Origin of the sequence: Ornithinimicrobium murale (genome assembly GCF_003352835.1) — a bacterium.
Taxonomy (GTDB): Bacteria; Actinomycetota; Actinomycetes; order Actinomycetales; family Dermatophilaceae; genus Ornithinicoccus; species Ornithinicoccus muralis.
The window spans coordinates 56,006-81,797 of sequence record NZ_QLVD01000010.1; the positions used below are offsets into that span (position 1 = coordinate 56,006).

The window sequence follows — 25,792 nt, forward strand, 5'->3', positions numbered from 1 at the left end:
CCCCCGAGGCCCGGCGGGTTCACCGGGTCAGCCCAATGGAAGAGAAGAAGGAGCACATCAGATGGCACTGAACGAGCAGGAGATCCTCGCCGGCCTCGCCGAGATCGTCAACGAGGAGACCGGCATCGAGGCCGACGCTGTCCAGATGGACAAGTCCTTCCAGGAGGACCTGGACATCGACTCGCTGTCCATGATGCAGGTCGTCGTCAACGCCGAGGACAAGTTCGGTGTCCGCATTCCCGACGACGAGGTCAAGAACCTGACCCACGTCAAGGACGCGGTCGCTTTCATCACCAACGCCCAGGGCTGACCAGGCACCCCACGGGTCAGGCACGCGGCTGATCGCCGGTGCCTGACCGTGGGTCCTGGCCCTACGAGAACCCCGCCGGACCCGATCCGGCAGCCCCTCCGCATACCACCTCCGCAACCCCCACCGAGGAGCACGAGATGTCCGCGAACCCCGAGCGTCGGGTCGTCGTCACCGGCCTGGGCACCACCAGCCCCGTCGGCGGCAACGTCGAGGAGACCTGGCAGGCCATCCAGGCCGGCACGTCCGGTGTCCGCCCCCTGGAGCAGGGCTGGGTGACCGAGCACGAGCTGCCGGTCACCTTCGCCGCCACCGTGCACACCCCACCCGACCAGGTGCTGCCCAAGGTGGAGGTGCGTCGCAACGACCCGGCGGGGCAGTACGCCCTGATCGCCTCCCGCGAGGCGTGGGCGCACGCCGGCACGCCCGAGGTGGAGCCCGAGCGGCTCGGTGTCGCCATCGGCTCCGGCATCGGTGGTGTCTGGACGCTGCTCGACCAGTGGGACAACCTGCGCACCAAGGGGCCGCGCCGGGTCTTCCCGCTGACCGTGCCGATGCTGATGCCCAACGGGCCGGCCGCCGCGGTCTCCCTCGACCTGACCGCCCGCGCAGGCGCCCACACCCCGGTCAGCGCCTGCGCCTCGGGTGCGGAGGCCATCGGTCTGGCGCTCAACATGATCCGCTCGGGACGGGCCGACGTGATGGTCGCCGGCGGCACTGAGGCCGCGGTCCACCCGTTGCCCCTGGCCGCCTTCGCGGCGATGCAGGCACTGTCCAAGCGCAACGATGACCCGGCGACCGCTTCCCGCCCCTATGACGTGACCCGCGACGGCTTCGTCCTCGGTGAGGGCGCGGCCGTGATGATCCTCGAGGCCGAGGAGCACGCTCTGGCCCGTGGCGCAACGATCTACGGCGTGCTGGCCGGCGTCGGCAGCTCGGCCGACGCCTACCACATCACCGCCGGTGAGCCCGAGGGCGCCGGAGCCGCCCGCGCGATGAGTGAGGCGGTCGAGAACGGCGGTCTGAGCACCACCGACATCGTCCACATCAACGCGCACGCCACGTCGACCCCGGTCGGCGACGCAGCCGAGGCCAGGGCCATCGTCCGGGCGTTCGGCTCCCACGGCAACGAGATCCCGGTCACCGCGACCAAGTCGATGACCGGCCACCTGCTCGGAGCGGCGGGAGCGATCGAAGCGGTGCTGACCGTCCTGACGCTGCATCACCGCTCCATCCCGGCCACCATCAACCTGACCGAGCAGGACCCGGAGATCCCGATGGATGTGGTCACGGGGTCGGCCCGCGAGCTCCCGAGCGGCGACCTGGCTGCACTCAGCAACAGCTTCGGGTTCGGTGGGGCCAACGTCGCGCTGACCTTCAGCACCCCCTGAGCTTCCGACCGGGCGCACGGTGACCCGGACATCTCGGCCACCGGACGCACGGTGACCCGGACATCTCGGCCACCGGACGCACGGTGACCCGGACATCTCGGCCACCGGACGCACGGTGACCCGGACATCTCGGCCACCGGACGCACGGTGACCCGGGACTCCGGGCCACCGGCCGCATCGTGTGGCGCACGTGGCCCGGCTCCCGCGGGTTGGTGGCGACCTGACCGCGAAGCCGGGGTAGCGTCTGTCGCGATATGCATATTCTCCGGGTCGCCAACTTTGTCAGCCCCACCTCGGGCGGCATCAAGACCGCGCTCCGGCACTGGGGCGAGGCCTATCAGGACCGCGGGCACCGCGTCTCGCTGATCATCCCGGCCTCCTCCAAGGACGAGGCGCCCGTGACGGAGGAGCCACAGGGCACGGTCTACCGGGTCCCCGCCACGCCGATCCCTGGCAAGGGCTACTCACTGATGTGGGGGCGTGCCCGGCTGAGTGCACTGATGGACTCCCTCGACCCGGACTCCCTCGAGGTGTCGGACCGCTCCACGACCCGCTGGATGGGGCGCTGGGCGCGACGCCGCAACATCGGCAGCATCATGATCAGCCACGAGAACATGACGGGCATCATGGTCCGCCGCACCCCGGTGCCGGACGTGCCCGCGGTCTGGATGGCCGACTTCATCAACAACCGCAGCGCCCACGACTACGACGCGATCGTCTGCCCGAGCCGGTTTGCCGCCGAGGAGTTCCGTCGGCTCGGGATCCCGGCCCGGGTCGTCGAACTGGGCGTGGACCTTGAGGTCTTCCACCCAGACGACTCCCACGAGCGTTTGACGCCCGGTGGCCACAGTCGGGCCGACGATGACACGCTGCACATCATCCACTGTGGGCGGCTGGCCCCGGAGAAGAACCCGCAGCTATCCATCGAGACCGTCCGGCACCTGGCCCGCCGCGGCATCAGAGCCCACCTGACGGTGCTCGGCCATGGTCCGCTGCGCAACGAGTTGATCGAGCACTCGCAGGACCTGCCGGTCACCTTCCACTCCTACATCAACGGCCGGGCCGAGCTGGCGGCCGTGATGCGCCGCGCGGACGTCGCGATCGCGCCGGGACCGCTGGAGACCTTCGGGCTCGCGGCTCTGGAAGCACTGGCCTGCGGGGTGCCGACGGTGTGCCCCGACGAGGGCGCGCTGGCCGAGGTGGTGCGGGGCGGCGGGATCGCGGTGCCATCGGATCCTGCACGCTTCGCTGATGCGGTGCACGAGCTCAGTGAGCGCCCGAACGCCCGTCGCCTGGCCCGGGAACAGGCGGAGACGTTCAACTGGGAGCATTCCTCGGACGACATGCTCGAGATCCATGAGGAGCTGGCGGTCCTGCACTCCAGGAGGTGAGTGCGTGGGGGCCGCACCAACGCCATAGCGATCGTGACCGCTGCTCCGGGGGTGGCCGCCGTTCTGCGCGCCATGGCGCACATTCGGGCGGCCGGAGCCCCTTGGGGTGCTGCACGGACTCGGGTGGGAGCCCGCGCCGACGGCACGGACTGAGGTATGCCGTGTGTCGCCTACCCGTCCCCGCTCTGGTCGTTGCTCGGCCGAGCAGCGCTCAGGTCAGCTGACCTTGTGCAGCCACTTGACGGGGGCGCCCTCGCCGGCGTGACGGAAGTCCTCGAGCTCTGCGTCCCAGGCAGACCCCAAGGCCATGTCGAGCTCGGCGGTCAGGACTGCCATGTTGCCCTCGGACCCCTCCACGATGCCGCGGATCCGGTCCTCGTTGACGACGATGTCGCCGTTTGCGGACAAGCGGCTGTGGTGGATACCCAACTCGGGTGTGTGGGTCCAGCGGGCACCGTCGCTCCCGCGGCTGGCTTCCTCGACGACCTCATATCGCAGGCCGTCCCAGCCGCGCATAGCGCTGGCGAGATAGGCACCTGTGCCGGCGTCACCGGTCCAGGAGAACTCCGCCCGCATGGTGCCGGGCTGTGCCGGCTGCGGGACCCAGTCGAGCGACACCCGGGTGTCGAGGACACCCTCGAGCGCCCAGGTGATGTGCGGGCACAACGCAGTAGGGGTGGAGTGAATGAACACCACCCCGCGCGTCACGATACGCGGCGTCACAGCAGACATCCGGACCTCCTGTTTGGTGCGAGGGACGTCTTCCCCAACGGCCTCGGCACCACACTCGGCGGGTGTCGCTGTGTGACGACACCCATTGTGCTCTGTTGTCACACGAGTATCAAGTGCCACGGCGTGGCGGCGCCCGCGACACGCCCCAGCGGCCCTTCCAACCGAGCGCATCGGCGCCCCGGTTCGGACCCCACCCGGGCGCGTTGGTGGCGGTTCACGCCATGGCAAGGCCTGTGTCGGGCCGTCGTGCGTCCCCGCGTTAGGATCGACCGGCTTAGGGCCAGTAGCTCAGCCGGTTAGAGCAGCGGACTCATAATCCGTCGGTCGCGGGTTCAAGCCCCGCCTGGCCCACGCACCAGTCCTCTGCAGTTTGGACTCGATTCGGTTACGGCTGCGCGTTCTTGCCACACGTCGGGCGCTCATTTCAGTAGTGTGCCCGCATGAGCGAAGACGCCAACGGGTTCCCCGAGCCCTCCAACGAACCGCTGGTGGTGCTGCAGGACGTCAACAAGCACTTCGGTGACCTGCACGTGCTCAAGGACATCAATCTGACCGTGCACCACGGCGAGGTCGTGGTGGTGATCGGCCCCTCTGGATCCGGGAAGTCGACGCTGTGCCGGACCATCAACCGGCTCGAGACCTATGAGTCCGGCACGATCAGTGTCCAGGGCAAGGCACTGCCCGAGGAGGGCAAGGCCCTGGCCCGGCTGCGCGCCGACGTCGGGATGGTCTTCCAGTCGTTCAACCTGTTTTCGCACAAGACCATCCTGGAGAACGTCACCATGGGGCCGCTCAAGGTGCGCGGTGTGAAGCCGGCTGATGCCAAGAAGCGGGCCATGGAGTTGCTCGATCGGGTCGGCGTCGCGCATCAGGCGGAGAAGTACCCAGCGCAGCTCTCTGGTGGTCAACAGCAGCGGGTTGCCATCGCCAGGTCTCTGGCGATGGAGCCAACCGTGATGCTCTTCGACGAGCCCACGTCGGCCCTGGACCCCGAGATGATCAACGAGGTGCTGGACGTGATGGTGCAGCTCGCCAAGTCCGGTATGACCATGATCGTGGTCACCCACGAGATGGGCTTTGCCCGCAAGGCCGCCGACCGGGTGGTCTTCATGTCCGACGGAGCCATCCTCGAGGAGAACACCCCCGAGGAGTTCTTCACCAACCCGCAGACGGACCGGGCCCAGGACTTCCTCAGCAAGATCCTGACCCACTGACGGCAGGCAGACCGTGACCACAACCAAGGAGAGAATCATGCAGCGCACATCATTCCGACTCGCCGCCGTGCTCGCGGCGGGCGCCCTCGCCCTCAGTGCCTGTGGCAGTGACGAAGGAGGGGACGACGGAGGCGACGGTGGTGACAACGGCGGCGACGCCTCGGCCGAAGCAGGCGGAGGCGGCGACGCCGGAGGCGACGGCATCACCATCGGCATCAAGTACGACCAGCCCGGACTCGGCCAGCAGGACGGTGACACGTACTCCGGGATGGGCGTGGACATCGCCAAGGCCGTCGCGGAGGGCCTCGGGTACTCCGAGGACCAAATCACCTTCGAAGAGGCCATTTCTTCCCAGCGCGAGACGTTGCTGGAGACCAACCAGGTGGACTTGGTCGTCGCAACCTACTCGATCACCGACGAGCGCTCCGAGCGGGTCCAGTTCGCCGGACCGTACTTCGTGGCGGGTCAGGACCTCTTGGTCACGACCGACAGCGACATCGCCGGCCCCGAGGACATGCAGGGCAAGCTGCTCTGCTCGGTGACGGGCTCCACCTCCGCGCAGAACGTCAAGGACGACTACCCGGACGTGCAACTGCAGGAGTATGGCTCCTACTCCGAGTGCGTGTCTCAGTTGGCTACCGGCACCGTCGATGCCCTCACCACCGACGACACCATCCTGGCCGGTTATGCCGCGCAGGAGCAGTACGCCGGCCAGTTGAAGGTCGTCGGCAACACCTTCAGCGAGGAGAACTACGGCATCGGCCTCAACAAGGAGGACGACCGTTGCGAGGAGGTCAACGAGATCCTCCAGGGCATGTGGGACGACGGCACGATGGAGCAGATCATCGAAGACAACCTGGGCGCCGCTGACTACACGCCCAACGCGGACCTGAACCCGCCGGCCGAGATCGGCGGCCACTGCCAGGCCTGATTACCGGAGTGCCGGTCGGCATACTGCCCACAACGGGTGCAGTATGCCGACCGGTCCCCGGCGCGGGGGCCGTGCGCCCTCGCCTCGGGCACCGGTCAGGCAGCCCGCTGACCAAGGAGACCCATGCTTGAGTTGATCCAGGAGTTCGAGCTCCTGGCTGCGTTCTGGATGACGATCCGGCTGACCCTGTGGTCCGCGCTGTTCTCCCTGATCATCGGGACCTTCGTGGCCATCATGCGCCTGTCGCCTGTCAAGGTGCTGCAGTCGATCGGCACGTCCTATGTGAACCTGCTGCGCAACACGCCCCTGACCCTGATCATCGTCGGCACCAGTCTGGTCCTGTGGGGTCAACTGGGGCTCGAGCCCGCCTCGCGTGACTCCTCGACCTTCATCGTCGATCTGAACTTCCGCCTCGCAGTGCTGGGCCTGTCGGTCTATCACGCGGCCTTCGTGTGTGAGGCGATCCGAAGCGGCGTCAATACCATCCCGCTGGGCCAGGCCGAGGCCGCCCGCTCGATCGGACTCACCTTCGGCCAAAGCCTGCGCCACGTCATCCTCCCCCAAGGCTTCCGCGGAGCGATCACTCCCTTGGGGAACACCCTCATTGCGCTGACCAAGAACACGACCGTGGCCTCCGCGATCGGCGTGATGGACCCTGCGTACCAGCTCGACAACATTGCTGAGTTCAGACCGGACGTTCTCTTCCTGGGCTTCGCGGTGATCGCCCTCGGCTTCGTGGTGCTCACGCTGCCCGTCGGGTTGATCATCAGTGCGTTGTCGAGTCGACTGGCGGTGAAGCGATGAGCGCCCAGCAGGTCCTGTTCGACGCTCCCGGGCCACGCGCCCGGGCACGGCACCGCATCCTGGCCGTCATCGGAGTGTTGCTGCTGCTGGCAGCCCTCGCCTGGGTGCTCGAGCGATTCAACGCCACAGGTCAGCTCGAGGCTGCGAAGTGGACGCCCTTCGTAGAATGGTCGACCTGGCGCAACTATCTGATTCCCGGCGTCATTGATGTGCTCCGCGCCGCGCTCGTCGCGATCGTCATCTCGATGGTGCTCGCGCTGGGCCTGGCGATGGCCCGCATGTCGGACATGGCCCCCGTGCGCTGGGCGGCAAGCGTGTTCGTGGAGTTCTTCCGTGCAGTGCCAGTGCTGATCATGATGATCTTCACCTTCTTCTTCCTGGCCTACAACGCCGGCACCCCCGACAGCTGGAACCCATTCCTAGCCGTCGTGACCGGGCTGGTCCTCTACAACTCCTCGGTGCTGTGTGAGGTGATCCGCAACGGCGTCTACTCGCTGCCAGCCGGACAGCGCGAGGCGGGCCTGTCCATCGGGCTGTCGCCCTCGCAGGTGCGGCGGAGCATCCAGGTGCCACAGGCCCTGACCGCCATGCTTCCGGTCATCGTCAGCCAGATCGTGGTCATCACCAAGGACACGGCACTGGGATACATCATCCTCTACCCCGAACTCATCACCCAGGCTCGTCGCCTGGCCTCGCAGGAGTTCAATGTGGTGCCCGCCTACCTGGTCGCGGCGGTGCTGTTCATCCTGATCAACTATGGCCTCAGCAAGGTCGCCGAGCGGGTTGAGGCCCGCCAGCGCCGCAAGGCACACACGGCCGGCGCAATCGGCAGTGCGGATGCCATCCGTGCCGAGGCACGCGGCGGTCGAGCTCCCGACGACGCTGCCGGTGACGGCGATGACGTCGAAGTGCGCTGACCCATAGTCAGCCTGGGCACCACGGTGTCGTTGCGGACACGCAGAACGGCCCGGAACCATGTGGTTCCGGGCCGTTTCCGTGCGCTCCCCCGGTTGGACTCGAACCAACATGCAGGATTGTTGGACTCGCTTAGACACAACCGGACGTACGTGCCCCTGACCTGCAGAAACATCCACATCGCTGCGGCTCCAACTGCCCGCCGAAGGCCCATCAAAGGACACTATTTGCCGTACGATCCGATGCATGAACGATGCAAGATCGCCCCGCCGGCGCTTCGGGCAGGTGACGCGGATGCGATCGGGACGCTGGCAGGCGCGCTTCACGGTCCCGCTCGGGCACCCCTCCGGACGCGGCGGCCAGACGGTCACGGCACCCCATACCTTTGAACCCACCACCTACGGCAAGGAGGCTGCCGGGGATTGGCTCCGCGACGAGGAGCGGCGCCTCAACGCCGACGGGGCAGCGTGGGTCACCCTCGCCGAGCTCGCCGAGGCCGAGCGAGCACGGGTCGAGCGCGAGGCCGTCGTCACGTTCGGCGAGTACTCCGCCGTCTGGCTCCGCACGCGCCGGACCAAGAACGGTCCCCTGCAGGAGTCAACCCGTCGCGGCTACCGGATCTGGCTGGACAAGTACCTCCTACCAACCCTCGGGCACCTCCCCCTAGACCAGATCACCCCGAGGGTCGTGCTCCGCTGGTACGAGGACGTTCTCCCCCACGACAAGCCGAAGACGACGCGCGAGTGCTACGCCCTCGGCTCGGCCATCATGCGGACGGCGACGGCCGCAGACGGCGTGCTTGCGGGAGCCGTGAACCCATTCAAGATCGACGGTGCCGGCTCCATCGGCGGGCGCTCCCGCGCCCGGACCGAAGTGATCGACGACCAGGACCTGCGGCTGATCATGTCGACCATCCGGCCAGAGTGGCGGGCGATGGTCGCGCTCGCCCTCGGTTGCGGGCTGCGGTTCGGCGAGATCATCGCGCTCCGCCAGTCCGATATCGACCTGCGGGCGACACCGCCCGTCGTGCGGGTCAACCGCGCCGTCGGCACCGGCCCAGGTGGTCGTCGCTACGAGAAGGGCCCCAAGAGCAAGGCGGGAGCACGCGATCAGCGCATGCCCGTCGCCGTCGTCGACGCTGTCACCGAACACCTGCGATCGTGCGGCACGGGCCGGGACGGGCTCCTGTTCCCCGCCCCCGATGGCGGTTGGCTGTCCGAGACGACGTTCCGGAAGGCTTCAGGCGGCTGGCTCGCTGTCCGCGAGGCGGTGGGTCGCCCCATCAGGTTTCACGATCTGCGTGCGACCGGCGCCACGCGGATGGCCCAGCGCGGGGCGCACATCGACGAGGTCAAGGTGTTCCTCGGGGACAGCTCGACCCAAGCGGCCGAGCGCTACGTGAGAGCAACGCAGAGCCGGATGGACGAGCTCACCGCGGCTGCGTTCGCAGCCGTCGACTTCGGGACCGCGGGCGAACGGTGACGGGAACGGACCGGTACGAGCTGCGCACGCTTGGGTGTCGGCCGGTCAACTGGGCCCCGGCTTAAGTCCTGGTGGCTGGAGGCCGGCCCTGAGGGCTGCACGTCGCCCGTCACCACCTGGCCGCCATCAACTTTGCGAGGGACGTAGCCAACTTCTCCAGGGACGTAACCCGACTTTCCCGGAGACGTGGCCGACTTTCCCAGAGACGTTGCCCTGACCTGCGGCGATGCTCGACAGGGGAGCTCAGGCGTCGGCTGCCTGACAGAGGACCAGAGACGCGCCCGCACCAGGGAGAGACGTTGCTAGGGACGCCAGGGGGGACGCACCGTGACCTGCGCAAACGTCGGCAGCAGAGTCACGCGGGCATGCCCAGCAACCCACGCGGGACGACGCCGTCGGGGGCGCGGGCGGGAGCGCAGGGGGGACGCTTCCGGAGACGTAACCGGGAGCGCACTCACGTCATCGTCTGGGCCACATCGACGCGGTGTGGAAGGAGACGACGATGAGCTTAGCGATCTGTCTTGGGGTGGACACCCACGAGCGACCGCCCATGCGGTGGGCGCGGGACCACTGGCATGACTGGGGCCGGACCGAACCGGGGCTGTTGGTCGTCTCGGACCTGCTCGACCTGCCGCGCTGGCTGGGGCAGACGGCACCGGAAGGGAGGGATGCGGTGCTGGCGGCACTCGCGCGCACGGCCGAGCACGACGTGGGAGCGGTCTCGGTGATCACGTGGCTCCTGGTCCCGGGAGCGGTGAACCTGGCTAGGCAGCTGGCCGACCTCTCCCCCGACATCGACGCTCTGGTCGCCGGACAGCTGTGGTTGACAGTTCGGTCCTACCGCGGCGACCCGCCGCGACGCGTTGCAGCCAGGCTGCTGGCCCGGACCCGGCGCGAGGTGATGGCCGACCTCGGTGTCGGTGACGCGGCGCTGCGTCGCGACCGCGTCTGGGCATCAGCGGTCCCGATGGGGACGGTCCCGGAGGCGCCCGACCTCGAGACCGGGCCGGACCCCGAGCGCGAGCTGGCTGAGCTTCTCGAGGACGCTGCCGCCACGGGCGCTCTGACGCGCGAGGACCGAGCCCTGCTCCTGGACGTGGCCAGGGAGGCGGCCCGGCTCAACGTACCCGCGCGACGGGGCCGGGGTGGCCTGATGACCCCGTCGGTGGCCGAGCTCGTCGCCGAGGACTACGAAGCGTCGGCGCGGACGGTCCGTCGCCGGACGGCCAGGGCCGTCGCCGGCCTCGAGGCGTTCCACCGGTCGACCCCCGTGACCCACCTCCGCGTCAGCCGAGACCACGTCTGGGCGGCAAATCTCTATGAGACGTGCGGCGCTAGGCGCTGGTGCTGGCCACCCCTTTCGCCGTCGTGTTGGCCTGGCGACCCGGCCCGAGCGCCTGCCGGGCCGGGCCCTGGCCTCGCCGGATGCAGACGGATCCGTCTACACCGGACTACGCTGATCTCATGGGTGAGACGACGACGATCCGTATCAGTCGGGACACGCACGCAATGGTGACCCGGCTCGCGGCCGAGCGCCACGAGACGATCGACGAGACCGTGAGCAACGCGATCCGAGCGCTTCGCCAGGACGCCATGGGGCGCGACCTGGCGGCTGACCTCACTGCCGACGAGAGTGCGTGGCTGGATGCTGACGCCGGGTGATGTCGTCGAGCTCGATCTCGGGATGCCCTCGGGCAGCGAGGCGGGACTTCGGCGGCCGGCCATCGTGGTGACAGCCCGTCGGGTCTTGCGGGGGGGAACCGAACGTCGTCCAGTTCGTTCCCCTGACCCGGACGCTCCGTCACAGCAGCACCGAGGTGGTCATCGATCCCGACGAGGCCAACCGGCTGGTGGCGCCCTCGTCGGCGCAGTGCCAGCATGTGCGCTCCGTCGCCACGACGCGCATCCACGAGCGCACGGGAAACGTCGGCCCGGTCGTCCTCGGTGAGGTCCGCGAGACGCTTGCGCTACTCATCGATCTGTAACTCAATGTGCGCAATGGCCTCCGGTCGGTCAGTCAGGAGCCCCTGACATCCGGGGGCTCAGCGGCTGGGACCGTGCAGGGCGGGACCGGAGGGGCCAGGACTGCGATCCTCTGGCCGCATCCGCACGCGTTTCGGCTCGGTTCCGCGGGACGCCGGTGTGGCCTGTTGCTGGGGGTCGATCATGCGGAACCACAATGCCGAGGTCGCCTCGTCGTCCGGTAGCGGGCCCTGGGCAGTCGCCTGCTCCAGCCGGTCGGGTACGTCGACGCCGGCACGGTGCAGACGGTCCAGCCGCTGGGCCAGCTGCGGGGTGAACCAGTCCCGGTGTCCGACGTGCTCGACGATCAGATGCTCCCAGTGCCGGAGCGCGTCGGGCAGCTGACCGGTGACCCGGCACAGGAGGCCGCGTGCGTACCGGCCGGCCGCTCCCCCTGCGTCCGGCGGTCCCACCGGTCGCGAGTCAGCGTGGTCGACGCCTCGGGCGGCCCGCCACACGGCGAGGTCGGCGAGGAGGTCAGGGCTGAGGTGGTGCGGGAGGGGCGCGGCCCACGGTTGCCCGGGGGTGGTTCCCTGACGCACCTGGGTGGCCAGCGCCCGCACGCGTTCCCCACGCGCGGTCAGGTAGCCGGCCCAGACGGGGTCGGTGGCCAGCCGCTTGGGGATGGCGGGCAGCCACGGGAGTGGACCGAGCGCCGGTGCACGGTCCAGACGCGAGAGCAGGACTGCGGCAGGGTCGTCGGCGTCGCCGAGCCCCCGGTAGGTGGACGCTTCCGTGAGCGACCGGAGGGCGTCGCGGCCGTCGGCCTGGGTGAGCATCAGGTGCGCACGCAGGCTGGGCCACGCCGGTGCGTGGGGCAGGCCCGGGACCAGCGCGTCGGCAGCAGAGTCGAGGTCATGGCCCCAGCCGGGGCCCAAGAGCATCTCGGCGCCTGCCAGGAGGCTGTCCTCGTACCTGGTTGTCGAGTCGTGGAGCAACGCCACCGGGTCGGCTGCTCGTGCCCTCTCGGTGGTCGCCGAGACCGCGGCGCCGTCACGTGCGAGCACGCCCTGCAAGACCTCGGTCGCGGTGGCCGGGCTGGTCGTGGCGATCAGTGGCAAGGTGTGCCCGTCTGTGTCGATGGCCGACACGACGTGCACGTGGTTCTCGTGCCGACCCCGGGTGAGCATGGTGTAGAGCAGCTGCCGGGACTCCTGCCCGGTGACGATGCCGTGGATGGTGTCGGCGGTGAGCCCCTGAGCCGAGTGCACGGTCGCGGCATACCCGAGCTCGACGTGCTCGGCGACGTAGCCCGCCGGCAACCTGGCCCGCAGCCCGGAGCTGAGGTGACGGACGCGCAGGGCTCGTCCTTCGACGGCGGTGACGGTCCACCGGTCACCGTTCTTGACCCAGTCGGTGCGCCCGACGCCCAGCCGTCGGTCGTTGCGCCGGGTGATGATGACGTCCCCGGCGGACGCGTGCGTGCCGTCGGCGAGGAGCACCTGGCGGCCGGGGGTGCTGTTTCCCAGGCGCGCGGCCCGGGCGCGGGTGTTGAGGCTGGTGACGAGCTCGCGGGTGGGTGCGAGCATGAGGCAGTCCCGCCCGCTCGCGCAGTCGCTGGACCAGGCGGTGAAGACGGCCTCGACGGTGGTGGCCGGGTCCCCGACGTGCACCCGGTCCCGGTCGAGGTAGAACCCGAGCGCGGAGGCGTCGCCGGCCCGCAACGCCAGGGACGCCTGCGCCTCGGCGGGGTCGGCGAACCGGACCACCTCGTCCAGACGTACAGCGCCGTGGGCGGTGGCGATGTCGCGGAGCACTCCGCCGGCACCGACGGCGGCCAGCTGCTGGTCGTCGCCGATGAGCCGGACCGAGGCACCCCGACCCAGCGCGTGCGTGATCACGCGGTCAAGGGTGAGCGTGTCGGCCATGCCCGCCTCGTCGACCACCACGAGGGTGTCGCGGTCGATCGCCTCGTCCAGCCAGGACCGGCGCCCGTGCTCGAGGTCGTGGTCGAGCTTGGCCAGCGTCTCGGACGGTACGCCGGTCGCCGCGGCAAGCACTGTGGCGGCGGCCGCCGAGGGCGCGAGCCCGACCACCGGACCGACGTGGCCTCGCCATGCGTCGGCGAGGACCCGCACGGCGGTGGTCTTCCCGGAGCCTGCCGGGGCCAGGACGAGCTGCACCCGGCGACCGCTGCATGCCAGCGCCAGGACCAGGCCCGCCTGCCCGCGGTTGAGGTCCATCCCCCGCACGGACGCCTCGAGCATCGCGAGCTGAGCGTCCTCAGGGGCAAGCGCAGCACCATCGGCGCGGGCGGCGGCCGAGGCGATCCGCTCCTCGGCCTCCAGGACCCGCAGGCTGGTGTAGCGATCGCTGCCGGTGTGCCGGTAGACGCTGGTGCCGTCGCTTCGCCGCAAGCCGTCCGGCTCGCGGACGGGGTCCAGGTCGGGCGTGAGGTTGACCGAGCGCGCCCCCGTCGCCGCGTCGACGACCCGCCCCACGACATCAGCGACCTGGTCCGGGTCCAGGTTCAGGCCGCGGACCTGGCGCTGGGCCTCGGCCTGCAGGTGCCAGACCTGCCAGGTGGCCCGCCGCGCCTCGACCTCGGCGACCACCCGTTGCGCCGCCTCGTCGACCCACTCCCCGGACACCGTCTCCGCCGGGCGCCCTGCCTGGCCCAGCACGGTCGTCACCATCTGCTCGATCCCCTCCGCCCCGAGGACCCCGGCCGCCTCGGCCCACCACGTCTCGCGCTGCGTCGCCAGGGATCGCGGCTCGTGCTTGGCCGCCCGGGTCTCCAGGTTGGCCCGCTGGGCCAGGGCGATCTGCTCCACCGGTGTCGGCGGCCGCCCGTGCGCCTCCAGGAACTCCCAGGACAGCACCTCCTGCCGGGCGGTGATGTCACCACGGCGCCGGGACCACAGCTCGCACAGCGCGCGGTCGACCCCCTCGACCTCCCGGACCGGTCGCTTGTCGCCGGTCCCGCCCGCCCGCTCGACGAACCGGACCCCCAGGGCAGTACGCAGGTGAGCCTCGACGGCAGTGTTATAAACCTCCGACGTGGCGACGACGTGCTGGTGCAGCACCCGCCCGTAGATCGAGAGCCACTTGCCCTCGAGCGTCTGCACCTTGTTGGCGACCGCGACGTGGGTATGCAGGTCGGGGTCGCCGTCCCGGGAGTCCCGGTGGGTGAAGGCCGCCGCGATCAGCCCCCTGGTCTCGACCTGGCGTGCCCCGTTCTTACCCTCTCGCGTGTACAGAACCTGGCGCTCGAGGAAGGCCAACGCGTCCTGCACCGCGGCGTCGTGCGCCTCCGCGACCGCCTGGGGGATCTCGGGCGGGGCGATGGCCCACAGTGTCGACACCGACTTCACCGGGCTGAACGTCAGGTCATACCCCGCCACGGCCGTCCGCTGCGGCCGCGAGTACCGAGCCACCGCCGAGGCCAGCTCCCGGGCATCACGCGGCTCCCTCCCCTGCTCACGGACGAAGTACTCCCGTGCCACCTCGCTGCGCGCTGCGGCGACCTGCGCCAGTCGCTTCGCAGGCTCGGTCGAGCCGTCAGCACCTACGTCCAGCCGGCGGGCGACCTCCGCGTTGAACCCTCCTGCGTCGATGTCGTAGACCCGGTAGGCCGCACCCAGCGCCACACCCGTCAACGGGTGACGGCCGGCGCCGAACAGGTTCGCCATCTGCGCCGAGGTGACCCGGTCGCCGGACTCGAGCCCGTCGATCCCGATCAGGCCGGAGCCGGTCCAGCGACCGGGTGACTCCCCCTTGGCCGCGTAGTAGTCCTCCAGCCCGCGGGGACCGATCTCGGTGTCGTCCCCCGCCGCGACCTGGCGGGTGAGGTACTCATACCCCGACCCCGCCGACAGCTTGTGGAGCGTCATCGTCACGCCCCCAAGGCCGCAACCGGACGGCGAGTGGCCACGGAGTCGGCCAGGATGAAAAAGGTGTGTGCGGGTGAAGAGAGAGGAGAAGCGGAAGGGACGTCGGTGCACTTGCAGGTCGCATCTTGTGCGCGGGCCAGGACGGGAAGCTAGCCGGTCGGTAGCGGACGGGGCCAGGCATGCATACATCGCAGAGTCGCCGGTCTGGGTGGCGTGGTCGTGTCGCAGGGCGACGGTGACGGGTCACAGTGGCCAGCAGTGGAGGGCGTTCGACGGGAGCGAGTCGCGCCTCGTCGCGACCTTGCGGCGCCGGCGGGCCGAACGCCGCCTAGTCACGTCCGGCATGCCGCGGGACCATGCCTGGCGGTGGGCCGCAGGGCGGCGCTGCCCGACGGAGTGCGTGACGCGCTCCACCCAGAGGTGCGTGACATCACGACTCCGCCGAGAGTCGGATGCTTCATAGTGACCCGACAGACGGCCCCACCCGCGGAGAGCCGGACGTTGCCTCGCGCGCGTTAAAACCGCCGGAGATGCCGATGAGCGGGCGGCCCACATGATGCCGCGGCTGTCCGGCACTGGTTCTCATGTCTTGGCCTGGCTCACGTCGCGCCTCGGCCCTCCGCGACGCCGCCGTGGGTCTTTCGCGCAGCCTCCGTGGGGAACACGTGGAAGGGTGGAGAAGTCCCAAACCGTCGTACCGCCAGGAGTTCTTCGTGCTGTCGATGTCTGTCGCCGACACCGATTCGGTCATTTCGTCTGTCGCCACGCCGACTTTGTGGGCGGTGACCGTGGCGGGTGTCCTCCTCCTCCTCACGCTCGACTTCGTGCTGACTCGCAGGCCGCACGAGGTCTCTATGAAGGAGGCGATCGCGTGGAGCATCTTCTACGTCGCCCTGCCCTTGGCGTTCGGTGGCTACATCTGGGCGCGGTTCGGTTCCACCATCGGCCTGGAGTACCTCACGGGCTACCTGGTCGAGAAGTCCCTGTCGGTGGACAACCTCTTCGTCTTCATGCTGCTCCTGTCGGCATTCGCCGTTCCCAAGGAACTGCAGCAACGGGTGCTCCTGTTCGGCATCGCCGCTGCCTTGGTGCTGCGGGCCATCTTCATCGCCCTCGGTGCCGCGGTGCTGGCCAATTTCACCTGGGCATTCCTTCTCTTCGGTCTCATCCTGCTGGCCACGGCCGTCAAGGTCCTGCGCGACCAAATGAGCGGCGGCAGCCACGACATCGACGTCTCCTCGATGCGGTCGGTGCGGCTGCTGCGCCGGTTCGTGACCGTCACCGAGGACTACCGGGGCACCCGGATGGTCGTGCGCGAAGGTGGCCGCCGTGCCCTCACCCCGCTGGCCGTGGTCGTCGTCGCCGTGTTCGCCACCGACATCGTCTTCGCCGTCGACTCGGTGCCGGCCGTCTACGGCATCACCGGCGACCCGTTCCTCGTCTTCGCCACCAACGCCTTCGCGCTCCTCGGTCTACGAGCCCTCTACTTCGTCCTGCAGGGAGCCCTGAGCAAACTCGTCCACCTCGGCTACGGGCTGGCAGCCATCCTCGGGTTCATCGGGGTCAAGCTCGTCCTGCACTGGGCCCACGGCATCTGGCCCGGCGTGCCCGAGGTCCCGACGCTGGCCTCCCTGCTCGTCATCGTGGCCGTGCTTGGCCTGGTCACCGGCACCAGCCTGTACGCCACCCGCCGTGGAGGTGACCCGGCCGGATCCGCGCATCTGGCACACCTTGGCGCAAGCACCCATGAGGGTGACAGCGGCACCGGCGACGCAACTCAACCGCCCGGACGTTGACCGGTGGTCTGAAAGCGGGAGACAACTTCGGCCGCGTAGGGCTGCAGCTCGTTCCGGACAGCGATGGCCCCGACTGGGTGGCCGTCGACCACGACCGCGGTCGCCCCGCCGGGCGTCGACGCCTCGAGGAGCCCCACGCCTGAGCCGCACCTAGCCTGACCGATACCCCCCGCACGCATCCACGACCCGAGGAGGCACCCGCTGATGTCCGAGCACGACCAGCAGGGCCAGTCCGACCAGGACCACGAGCAGCACAAGAAGCACGAGCGGAGGATGTACCTGATCTTCGCCGCGATGATCATCACATCGACGGTGACGATGTTCCTACTGACCTACACCAACGCCTGGACCTGGGCGCACATGACCTTCAGCGAGGAACGGGTCTACATGGCCCTGCTCATGGGCTCGGCCATGGCCATCATCATGCTCGCCTTCATGTGGGGGATGATGTACAAGAACGTCAAGCTCAACCTCGCGATCATCGCCGGCGCGCTCGTCCTGGGCCTGGCCGCGCTGTGGCTCTCCCGCTCCCAGACGCTCGTCGACGACCAGGCGTACATGAACGGGATGATCCCGCACCACTCGATCGCCATCCTCACCAGCGAGCGCGCCGACATCGACGACGTCCGCGTGCGCGAGCTGGCCGACGAGATCATCGAGTCCCAGCGCGAGGAGATCGCCGAGATGAAGTGGCTCGTGGACGACATCAAGACCAACGGCGTGGTCACCACCGCCGAGGAGGCCCAGCAGCGACCCGTCCCCGAGTTCGGCGGAACTCCTTGAGGCGCGACCGTCCCTGGAGTGTGAACGGCGACGTTACCCGCGGGTCTCTGCGGCTCCTCGTGACCACCGGCAGAGGCGCGTGGTGATGGACGTAGTGATGACCCTCGCCGGGATGGTGGTGATCGTGGCCGGGTCTTCACGACATGTTCCACACGCTGCTGCACCCTACGGGTCAGGGACGTCTGAGCCGGTTGGTGCTGGTCGGGATGTGGAGGCTCTCGAGGGCCGGGCACCGGCTGGGCTCCACGGTGGGGCCCTTTGGCGATGGTCGCGGTGATCCTGGTGTGGGTGCTGCTGCAGCTGCTCGGGTGGGCGCTGATCTACCTGCCGCTCGTCCCCGGAGGGTTCGTGTACTCCTCCGGTGTGGACCCGACCCGGCGGACTATCCCGACGTCGTGGAGGCGGTGTACCTGTCGGCTGTCACGCTGAGCGCTGTGCTACGGGGGACATGGTGGCGATCGACCTGTGGATCCGGACCGCGTCCCCTCTGCAGGCGCTGACCGGGTTCGCCCTGCTCACCGCGGCCCTGACGTGGTTCACCCAGATCTACCCGCCGCTGTCCCGCCGCCGAGCCCTCGCCCTCGAGCTCAAGGCCCTGGCCGACACCGGGTGGGCAGACAGCGTGGACGACGCCGACCCCGCCGTGCTGACCCGGGTCCTCGACACCCTCGCGGCGGACGTGGTCAAGGCACGTATCGACTTCGGGCAGCACACCGAGGGCTTCTACTTCAGGAACGTGAACCCGACCTCGCGCTGGCACGTCAGCTTCCCCACGCCTGAGACTGCGCGACGCGGCGCTGGCCTCCCCGGAGCCGGTGGTGCGACGCAGCGGTCGGCAGCTGTCGCTGGCGATCGACCAGCTCGCCTCCGAGCTCGACGACAACGTCCTGCGCACGGGCGGCGATGCCGAGGAGGTGCTTGTACGCCTACGCGGCTGCCCACCACCACGAACCACGCTTCTGAAGCCAGCCCCTCGCGTGCTGGGTGCCGTCTGTTGCGCCCGTCGTTGCCCTGCGCACAGACGCCTGGGGCGGTGCCCGCCCGCGACGTCGCGGGCGGGCACCGCGTGCCTGGGGGCGCCCGTGTCAGGCGGTGCTGGTCGGGCGGCCGCCGGGCAGGCCGTACCACTCCTGCAGCCAGGTCTGCATCATCTCGATCTCGCTCAGCTGCACGTTCTTGATCTCCTCGCACATGGCGAGGAGGTCGTCGTGCTCGGCCCGGGCCAGGCACGTCTCCGCCTCCCGGACCGCGCCCCAGTGGTGTCGGATCATGGCGCGCATGAAGGCGATCTCGAACTCTTCACCGTCGAGGTCGTGGAGCCACTGCATCGACTGCATCCCTGTCATGTCGGGCATGTGCTCGAGGCCGTACCAGTCCATGAGCCAGCCCTGCATGGTCTCGATCTCCGCCGTCTGGGTGGCGATGATGTCCTCGCAGGTGGCGATCAGCGAGTCGTGGACGGCCTTCTCCAGGCACATCTGGCTCATCATCACGGCCATGTGGTGATGGTCGATCATGCCGGTGAGGAAGTCGACCTCGAACCGTGCCGCCTGCTCCGAGCTCGCCGGGGCATCCGCGACCGCGGCCGGCGCGGCCACCACGGCGACACCTGTCGCGGGGACGAGGGCGAGGGTCAAGGCGGTCAGCATCGAGCTGGTGCGTCGGCGGTTCTGCAAGGTCGGCGACGTCATGTCGTTCTCCTTTGAGTTCTGTGCCCGGTCCGTGTAGCCGGGTGGGACGGGGGTCCCGGGAGGAAGTCCGGGACCTGGAGGGGTGGGCTGCTCCTGGTCAGCCCAGGCTGGCGAGCAGGTCCGCGCAGGCGGTCTCGCAGCGGCGGCAGGCCTCGGCGCACACCCGGCAGTGCTCGTGCATCTGGGCGTGCTGCTCGCACTCCTCGGCGCACGTCCGGCACGCGGTGCGGCAGGCCTCCAGCGCCGCCCGGGTCGTCTCGACGTTGTTCCCCGTCTGCCGGGACAGGACGTTGCCGGTCGCGGCGCAGATGTCGGCGCAGTCGAGGTTCTTACGGATGCAGGTGACCAGGTCGGCCACCATGTCCTCGGCCAGGCAGGCGTCCGCGCAGGCGGTGCAGGTCTGGGCGCACTCGAAACAGGCCTCGATGCACTCGGCAAGCTTCTGCTGGTCGACCGACCCCATGTCCTTGGGGTAGGTCTGCAGCATCGTGGTCACGTGGGCGGTCATCGTGTTGCTCCTTTCCGTCGTGTCCGGCGTCGGTGCCGGTGTCTGGACCTGGTGCAGGGCCGGCCGGAAGCCGACCACCTCCCGACGGTAGACCTCGGGGAGAGGGGTTGCGAGCGGAACCGGCCGTACGGGGACATCCGGTCACAGGGAGACGGAGGCCCAGAGGGGTCCGGCTCCGATGCTCAGGAGGAGGCTCAGCGCTGCGGGTCCCGATCTCGCTGGTGCGCGACCATCGACCTGGTGTATATGCGTCCTGGTGGTGCCCCGGTGTCTCGCGGCGGGTGCAGGGGGCCGCGATACAGCGCAGGTAGTAGAAGAGGCTGACGACGGTGTCGACGAGGCCGAGCAGACCCCGACCAGGGCGCCCAGCCCCGGACTCTGCTGCTGGCCGTGTCCTTCGTGGCCGCCTTGGTCGTGACCTCTGCCGTGGTCCTGGTGTGCATTGCCCTCGCCGTGAGCTCCGTGGCCACCGGGATCCTCGTACCGGCGCTGCTCCTCGGTCCGGCCGTGCTGGCCCCGGGTGCGGGACTCACCGTGCTCCGCTTCGGGATCCTCCCGATGATCGCCGTGTCCCGACTGTGAGCCTGTCTGGGCTCGATCGGGCTTACCTCCGCGTGTTCCCCGCCAGAGGCTCTGCTCCCTCTCCTGCAGGGTCCTCCTGGTCTCCTTGCTCCTGGTGGTCCCCGTGGTCGTGCCCGGCCTCGGCGCCGTGGTGCCGGTAGGTCACCGGATCTTCGGATCCGGGCCGGTGGAGCGCGTCATGCCGGTGGGAGCGGGGTCGAGGAGACGGGTGTGAGCTTCGTCGAGCACGTCGGTGGTGTCGCTGTCCTGAAAATCTCGACACGCACCCGTGGCCCTGGCATCTGGTGTAACTCGTGGTCCACGGCCTCGGTGAGCTGTGGCCCAGGTACACCGCACACGATGAGAACGTGGGCGTCTGCCGCGACTGCGCCAGCTGCCATCCCCGCGCGAGGACCGCGCGCGGCGAGCATCCTCTTGGGAATGACCCAGGGGCCTCCAGGACGAGGCCGTGCGCGTGTCGTGCAGCGACCCGCCGGTTCTGGTGCTCAGACCCATGGCAGGCACCCTCCCGCCGAAGCATCGGCCATCCGGGGTCAGTACCAAGATTGACGAAGCGTGCGACGACGAGATGCCTCCGCAGCGTTTCTCGCAGAAGGGCCGGGAAGGGGGTTCGAGAGATGGACGGCCAGGTTGGGAGGACCTTCGACTGCCTTGAGCAGAAGCCGTCCGCCGATGAGCGAGGCCCGAGGGACGGCGCGTGGTGTCGAGGCCCCAACTAGTTGCTTGGGCACGCCTACGCTGAGGGTGTTCCTCGAGACCGCTGGGGAGGCGCCCCGGTGGTGGGTGGTGAGCAATGACGGAGGCCGGTGGTGAGCGTGTCAGCAGATCCCCCCGATGGCGGTGGGGGCGTCTACCTGGACTACAACGCCACCACGCCGGTGGATCCTTCGGTGCTGGAGGCGGTGCTGCCGTGGCTCTCGGGTGAGTTCGGCAACCCGTCCAGCTCGTACGCCGCGGGTGTGGCCGCCCGGGAGGCACTGGAGGCCGCCCGGGGGCGGGTGGCCGCGTTCGTCGGGGCTGGGTCGGACACCGTGGTGTTCGCGGGGTCGGGATCGGAGGCGGACCTGCTGGCGGTGCGCGGTGCCGTGCTGGGTTCCGTGTCCGGGCCGGAGGACACCGAGTCTGGTGCCGGTGGGGCGGGTCCGCACGTGGTCACGCAGGCGACCGAGCATCCGGCGGTCCTGGCTGCCTGCGAGGAGCTGCGCCGGTGGCACGGCGTGGACGTGACGGTTCTGCCGGTGGACCGGCACGGCCTGGTGGACCCGGCCGCGGTCGCCGAGGCCATCACGCCGGCCACGGTCCTGGTGTCGGTCATGCACGCCAACAACGAGACCGGGACCCTGCAGCCGATCCGGGAGATCGCGGCACTGACCCGGGAGCGGGGGGTGTTGCTGCACACGGACGCGGCCCAGTCGGCGGGCAAGGTCGACCTGGACGTGGAGGAGCTGGGAGTCGACCTGATGACGTTGGTCGGCCACAAGATGTACGCACCCAAGGGCATCGCCGCGCTGTACGTGCGCGAGGGGGTGGTTCTGCATCCGGTGGTCGGCGGCGGCGGGCAGGAACGGGGTCTGCGGGCCGGGACGGAGAACGTCGCCTTCGCGGTCGGCATGGGGAGGGCCGCAGATCTGGCCGCCGACGCCCTGGGCCGGGGGGAGACCGTCCGGCTGACCGGGCTGCGGGACCGTCTGGAGGAGCAGCTGCGTGTCCTGCTGCCCGGGCGGGTGCACCTCAACGGTCACCGGGAGCAGCGGCTGCCGAACACGCTGAACGTGAGCATCGACGGCACCCGGGCTCTCAGCCTGCTCCCGCTCTTGGACACGGTGGCAGCCTCGGCCGGGTCGGCCTGCCACGCCGGGCGGGACCGTCCCTCCCCGGTGCTGCAGGCGATGGCGACCGGCACCGACCGGGCCCTGGGCGCACTGCGGCTCAGTCTGGGCCGGTGGACCACGGCCGCCGACGTCGACACCGCAGCACGGGCCATCGCCATCGCGGCAGACCATGTCAGGGCTGATGTTTCATAGTTTCGGGAAAGGTTGTAATCTGCTGGTCGTAGCTTCGACTTTTGTGGAGGTAGGACCATGACCGACGTGAACGTCGTCCCTCTGGTGGACGAGGGCCTGGGCAACTCCGCGTACCTGGTCGACCTGGGTGAGGGGCGGGCGCTGGCGGTCGACGTCAGCCGCGACCTGCGCGCGGTGCGACAGGTCGCGGAGGGCAGAGGGCTGTCTGTGGCGTATGCGGCGGACACCCATCTGCACGCTGATTTCCTGACAGGAGCGGTGCAGCTGGCCCGGACCGACGGGGCGCGGATCATCGGCTCGGCGGCCGGGAACCGGGAGTACCCGCACCTGGCTGTGGCCGACGAGGACGAGGTGGACCTCGGCGGCCTGCGGCTGCGGACCCTGTCCACGCCGGGCCACACCCACGAGCACGTGGCGTTCGAGCTGCTCGACGGCCCCACGACGGTGGGAGTGTTCACGGGCGGGTCCCTGATCGTGGGCTCGGCCGCACGGACCGACCTGGTCGCCCCGGAGCGCACCGAGGAGCTGGCCAGGGCGCAGTACCGGTCGCTGCAGCGTCTGGCCGCCATGGACGACGACGTCAGCGTGTGGCCGACCCACGGAGCGGGGTCGTTCTGCTCGGCCCCTCCCGGCACCGAACGCACCTCCACCATCGGGACCGAGCGGGCCACCAACGCACTGCTGCGCGCCGAGGACGAGGACACGTTCGTCCGGTCCCTGCTGGACTCCCTGGGCACCTTCCCGCCCTACTTCCTGCGCCTGGGTGAGATCAACCGGCTGGGACCGCCGCTGGTCGGTGAGGACGACCAGCTGGCCGCGCTGCCGGTCGGCCAGGTCCAGCAGCTGGTGGCCGACGGTGCGCTGGTGGTGGACGTGCGTCCGGTCGACGCCTTCAGTGCCGCCCACGTCCCCGGGTCGGTCTCGATCCCGTTGCGGCCCGTGTTCGCCACCTGGCTCGGGTGGCTCACCGAGCACGACCGGCCCCTGGTCATCGTCCGCGACGAGACCCAGGACCCGGGGGAGGTCCTGTGGCAGGCCCGCAAGATCGGCCACGACCGCATCGTCGGTGAGGTCGACGGCGGCATGGGCGCCTGGACCGCCGCGGGAGGGCCCACGGGCACGATCCCGCTCGTGGACGCCGCAGCGCTGGGCGGGCGCACGGTCATCGACGTGCGCCAGCGGCAGGAGTTCGAGGCCGGGCACGTGCCTGGGGCGGTCAACGTCGAGCTCGGGTCCCTGACCTCACCCGGCCCCGACCTGCCTGCCGGCCCCACCGTCGTCATGTGCGGGCACGGTGAACGGGCGATGGGCGCAGCCAGCCTGCTGGCCGGCGCCGGCGATGCCGAGGTCACGGTCCTGCAGGGCGGCCCCCAGGACTGGGCCGAGGCCACCGGCGGCTCGGTGGAGGTCGCCGAATGAGCACGAAGGGTGCCCCCGGCACCGCCCGCCCGGTCGATCTGGGACTGAAGGCCAACGCCGCCCAGTTCGCGCTCCTGGTGGCGGTCAACGCGCTGGTCGGCGGCATGGTCGGGCAGCAGCAGACGGTGCTGCCGCTGCTGGCCGAGACCGAGTTCGGCCTGACCGGGTACACGTTCATCTTCACCTACGTCACCGCCTTCGGGATCACCAAGGCGACGGCCAACTACTTCGCCGGGACCTGGTCGGACCGCTACGGCCGCAAACCTGTCCTGATCTCCGGGTGGCTGTTCGCCATCCCGGTCCCGCTGCTGCTGATCTGGGCCCCGAGCTGGGGCTGGGTGATCGCCGCCAACGTGCTGCTGGGCATCAACCAGGGCCTGACCTGGTCGACGACGGTCATCATGAAGATCGACCTGGTCGGTCCCCGCCAGCGGGGGCTGGCGATGGGCCTGAACGAGGCCGCCGGCTACGGCGCGGTCTCGCTCACCTCGATGGCCGCCGGGTACCTCGCCGTCGAGCACGGCCTGCGGCCGGCGCCGTTCCTGCTGGGGCTGGCCTACACCGCGCTGGCGCTGGGGCTGTCGACGCTGGTGGTGCGGGAAACCCGTGACCACGCGAAGGTCGAGGCAGCCACCCACACCCCGCGCGCCGACGGCCGGCACGACCACCTGCACGGGCAGCTGAGCAGCCGCGAGGTGTTCGCCCAGACCAGCTACCGGGAGCCGGCGCTGTCCTCGGCCAGCCAGGCCGGGCTGGTCAACAACCTCAACTTCGGCCTGTCCTGGGGCCTGTTCCCGCTGCTGTTCGCCAGCTCCGGGCTGCGGGTGGACCAGATCGGGGTGCTGTTCGCGCTCTACCCGGGGGTGTGGGGCGTCGGGCAGCTGTTCACCGGGGCCCTCTCCGACCGGTGGGGCCGCAAGCACCTGATCACCACCGGCATGCTGACCCAGGCCGGTGCCCTCGTGGTCATCGCCCTGGGCGACACCTTCACGGTGTGGGCCTTCGGCACCGTGCTGCTCGGGGCCGGGACCGCGATGGTCTACCCGACCCTGCTGGCCGCGATCGGGGACGTCGCGCATCCGGAGTGGCGTGGCCGGGCCGTCGGCGTCTACCGGGTATGGCGGGACCTGGGGTATGCGGTCGGGGCGGTCATGGGCGGGGTGGTCGCCGACCTGTGGAGCCTGCGCGCCGCCGTCTGGGTCGCCGCCGGCGTCAGCCTCGCCTCGGCGCTCGTGGTCGCCGTCCGTATGTACGAGACCCACCACCGACCCCTGAGCACCGACCACGAGGAGGCCGCCCGTGGGTGACCGCTCCAGCAAGCAGGGCCTGCTCGCCGAGTTCGCCACCGTCGGCAAGGCGCTGGGCCACCCGGCACGCCTGGAGCTGGTCGACCTGCTCTCCCAGGGGTCGCGCAGCGTGGAGCACCTGGCCGCCGAGGCCGCCCTGGCCATGAGCACCTGCTCCACCCACCTGCAGCTCCTGCGCGAGGCAGGCCTGGTGCAGGCCCACCGCGAGGGCAAGCGGGTCTACTACTCCCTCACCGGTGACGACGTCGCCACGCTGTGGGACCAGCTGCGCACCGTCGCCGAGGCCCACCGCCCCCAGACCGGGCACGCCGCCCGGGTCTACCTCGGGCCGGCCGACACGGAGGTGATCGGGACCGACGAGCTGCGGGACCGGCTGGAGCGCGGCGACGCGCTCGTCCTCGACGTCCGTCCCGAGGCCGAGTACGCCGCCGGCCACCTGCCCGGTGCCCTCCACATCCCCTTGGGAGACCTGGCCGACCGGCTGGGCGAGCTGCCCGCCGACCAGGAGATCATCGCCTACTGCCGCGGCCGCTACTGCGTCCTGGCCCACGACGCCGTGCGCCTGCTCACCGCCTCCGGACACGACGCCCGTCGAACCTCCGACGGGGTGCTCGAGTGGCGCCTCGCCGGGCTGCCGCTGGTGACCGACGCCGCCTGACC

22 protein-coding genes and 1 tRNA gene are annotated in these 25,792 nt (G+C 69.9%); 19 read left to right on the forward strand and 4 right to left on the reverse strand.

Annotation, left to right across the window (positions count from 1 at the left end; all coding sequences use genetic code 11):
* Positions 1-61: 61 nt before the first annotated feature.
* From DPQ65_RS03510 to DPQ65_RS03520, 3 genes are all read left to right on the forward strand, one after another.
* Complete coding sequence (locus DPQ65_RS03510; protein ID WP_114906002.1) at positions 62-310, forward strand: acyl carrier protein; 249 nt, start codon at positions 62-64, stop codon at positions 308-310.
* A gap of 137 nt (positions 311-447) precedes the next feature.
* Positions 448-1,698 carry a beta-ketoacyl-ACP synthase II gene (gene fabF, locus DPQ65_RS03515; RefSeq protein ID WP_114906003.1) on the forward strand — a complete coding sequence of 417 codons (1,251 nt, stop codon included), beginning with the start codon at positions 448-450 and terminating at the stop codon, positions 1,696-1,698.
* 254 nt (positions 1,699-1,952) lie between these two features.
* The gene (locus DPQ65_RS03520; protein ID WP_114906004.1) at positions 1,953-3,089 is read left to right on the forward strand and encodes a glycosyltransferase; all 1,137 of its coding nucleotides are present in this window, start codon (positions 1,953-1,955) and stop codon (positions 3,087-3,089) included.
* 216 nt (positions 3,090-3,305) lie between these two features.
* Here the strand turns inward: DPQ65_RS03520 and DPQ65_RS03525 are convergent, their stop codons facing one another.
* A complete protein-coding gene (locus DPQ65_RS03525; protein WP_114906005.1) occupies positions 3,306-3,821 on the reverse strand; it encodes a DUF3145 domain-containing protein in 516 nt (171 codons plus the stop codon).
* 277 nt (positions 3,822-4,098) lie between these two features.
* Between DPQ65_RS03525 and DPQ65_RS03530 the strand changes: the two genes are divergently transcribed.
* The 9 genes from DPQ65_RS03530 (at position 4,099) to DPQ65_RS16000 (ending at position 11,152) form a co-directional block, all read left to right on the forward strand.
* A tRNA-Ile gene (locus DPQ65_RS03530) sits at positions 4,099-4,172 on the forward strand.
* An 89-nt stretch (positions 4,173-4,261) separates the two neighbouring features.
* Positions 4,262-5,035, forward strand: a complete 774-nt coding sequence (locus DPQ65_RS03535; protein WP_114906006.1) for an amino acid ABC transporter ATP-binding protein — start codon at positions 4,262-4,264, stop codon at positions 5,033-5,035.
* Between the two features lie 37 nt (positions 5,036-5,072).
* Positions 5,073-5,966, forward strand: a complete 894-nt coding sequence (locus DPQ65_RS03540; protein ID WP_114906007.1) for a glutamate ABC transporter substrate-binding protein — start codon at positions 5,073-5,075, stop codon at positions 5,964-5,966.
* A 123-nt stretch (positions 5,967-6,089) separates the two neighbouring features.
* A complete protein-coding gene (locus DPQ65_RS03545) occupies positions 6,090-6,770 on the forward strand; it encodes an amino acid ABC transporter permease (protein ID WP_114906008.1) in 681 nt (226 codons plus the stop codon).
* Positions 6,767-7,687, forward strand: a complete 921-nt coding sequence (locus DPQ65_RS03550) for an amino acid ABC transporter permease (RefSeq protein WP_114906009.1) — start codon at positions 6,767-6,769, stop codon at positions 7,685-7,687. The genes DPQ65_RS03545 and DPQ65_RS03550 overlap by 4 nt, the downstream gene beginning before the upstream one ends.
* Positions 7,688-7,931: 244 nt before the next feature.
* Positions 7,932-9,167 (forward strand): tyrosine-type recombinase/integrase, encoded by a 1,236-nt coding sequence (locus DPQ65_RS03555; protein ID WP_114906010.1) that lies wholly within the window; start codon positions 7,932-7,934, stop codon positions 9,165-9,167.
* Between the two features lie 502 nt (positions 9,168-9,669).
* On the forward strand, positions 9,670-10,683 hold the full coding sequence (locus DPQ65_RS03560; protein WP_114906011.1) for a hypothetical protein: 1,014 nt from the start codon (positions 9,670-9,672) through the stop codon (positions 10,681-10,683).
* Positions 10,632-10,829: a hypothetical protein gene (locus DPQ65_RS03565; protein ID WP_114906012.1), complete on the forward strand. Its 198-nt coding sequence runs from the start codon at positions 10,632-10,634 to the stop codon at positions 10,827-10,829. The genes DPQ65_RS03560 and DPQ65_RS03565 overlap by 52 nt, the downstream gene beginning before the upstream one ends.
* Before the next feature lie 155 nt (positions 10,830-10,984).
* Positions 10,985-11,152: a hypothetical protein gene (locus DPQ65_RS16000; RefSeq protein ID WP_238146662.1), complete on the forward strand. Its 168-nt coding sequence runs from the start codon at positions 10,985-10,987 to the stop codon at positions 11,150-11,152.
* 57 nt (positions 11,153-11,209) lie between these two features.
* Here the strand turns inward: DPQ65_RS16000 and mobF are convergent, their stop codons facing one another.
* Complete coding sequence (gene mobF, locus DPQ65_RS03575; protein ID WP_162801997.1) at positions 11,210-15,022, reverse strand: MobF family relaxase; 3,813 nt, start codon at positions 15,020-15,022, stop codon at positions 11,210-11,212.
* A gap of 722 nt (positions 15,023-15,744) precedes the next feature.
* Between mobF and DPQ65_RS03580 the strand changes: the two genes are divergently transcribed.
* A complete protein-coding gene (locus DPQ65_RS03580; protein WP_114906183.1) occupies positions 15,745-16,818 on the forward strand; it encodes a TerC/Alx family metal homeostasis membrane protein in 1,074 nt (357 codons plus the stop codon).
* 204 nt (positions 16,819-17,022) lie between these two features.
* A complete protein-coding gene (locus tag DPQ65_RS03585; RefSeq protein ID WP_202862991.1) occupies positions 17,023-17,601 on the forward strand; it encodes a DUF305 domain-containing protein in 579 nt (192 codons plus the stop codon).
* Positions 17,602-18,686: 1,085 nt separating this feature from the next.
* Here DPQ65_RS03585 and DPQ65_RS03595 read toward each other — a convergent pair.
* Entirely contained in the window at positions 18,687-19,292 is a 606-nt protein-coding gene (locus DPQ65_RS03595) for a DUF305 domain-containing protein (protein ID WP_114906014.1), read from the reverse strand.
* A gap of 97 nt (positions 19,293-19,389) precedes the next feature.
* Positions 19,390-19,800 (reverse strand): four-helix bundle copper-binding protein, encoded by a 411-nt coding sequence (locus tag DPQ65_RS03600; RefSeq protein ID WP_114906185.1) that lies wholly within the window; start codon positions 19,798-19,800, stop codon positions 19,390-19,392.
* Positions 19,801-20,190: 390 nt separating this feature from the next.
* Between DPQ65_RS03600 and DPQ65_RS03605 the strand changes: the two genes are divergently transcribed.
* From DPQ65_RS03605 to DPQ65_RS03625, 5 genes are all read left to right on the forward strand, one after another.
* Entirely contained in the window at positions 20,191-20,382 is a 192-nt protein-coding gene (locus tag DPQ65_RS03605) for a hypothetical protein (RefSeq protein WP_114906015.1), read from the forward strand.
* An 809-nt stretch (positions 20,383-21,191) separates the two neighbouring features.
* Positions 21,192-22,406 (forward strand): cysteine desulfurase family protein, encoded by a 1,215-nt coding sequence (locus DPQ65_RS03610; protein ID WP_202862992.1) that lies wholly within the window; start codon positions 21,192-21,194, stop codon positions 22,404-22,406.
* Between the two features lie 57 nt (positions 22,407-22,463).
* Positions 22,464-23,825: an MBL fold metallo-hydrolase gene (locus DPQ65_RS03615; protein ID WP_114906016.1), complete on the forward strand. Its 1,362-nt coding sequence runs from the start codon at positions 22,464-22,466 to the stop codon at positions 23,823-23,825.
* A complete protein-coding gene (locus DPQ65_RS03620; RefSeq protein WP_114906017.1) occupies positions 23,822-25,132 on the forward strand; it encodes an MFS transporter in 1,311 nt (436 codons plus the stop codon). The genes DPQ65_RS03615 and DPQ65_RS03620 overlap by 4 nt, the downstream gene beginning before the upstream one ends.
* On the forward strand, positions 25,125-25,790 hold the full coding sequence (locus DPQ65_RS03625) for an ArsR/SmtB family transcription factor (protein ID WP_114906018.1): 666 nt from the start codon (positions 25,125-25,127) through the stop codon (positions 25,788-25,790). Before DPQ65_RS03620 ends, DPQ65_RS03625 begins: the two co-directional genes overlap by 8 nt.
* Positions 25,791-25,792: the final 2 nt, after the last annotated feature.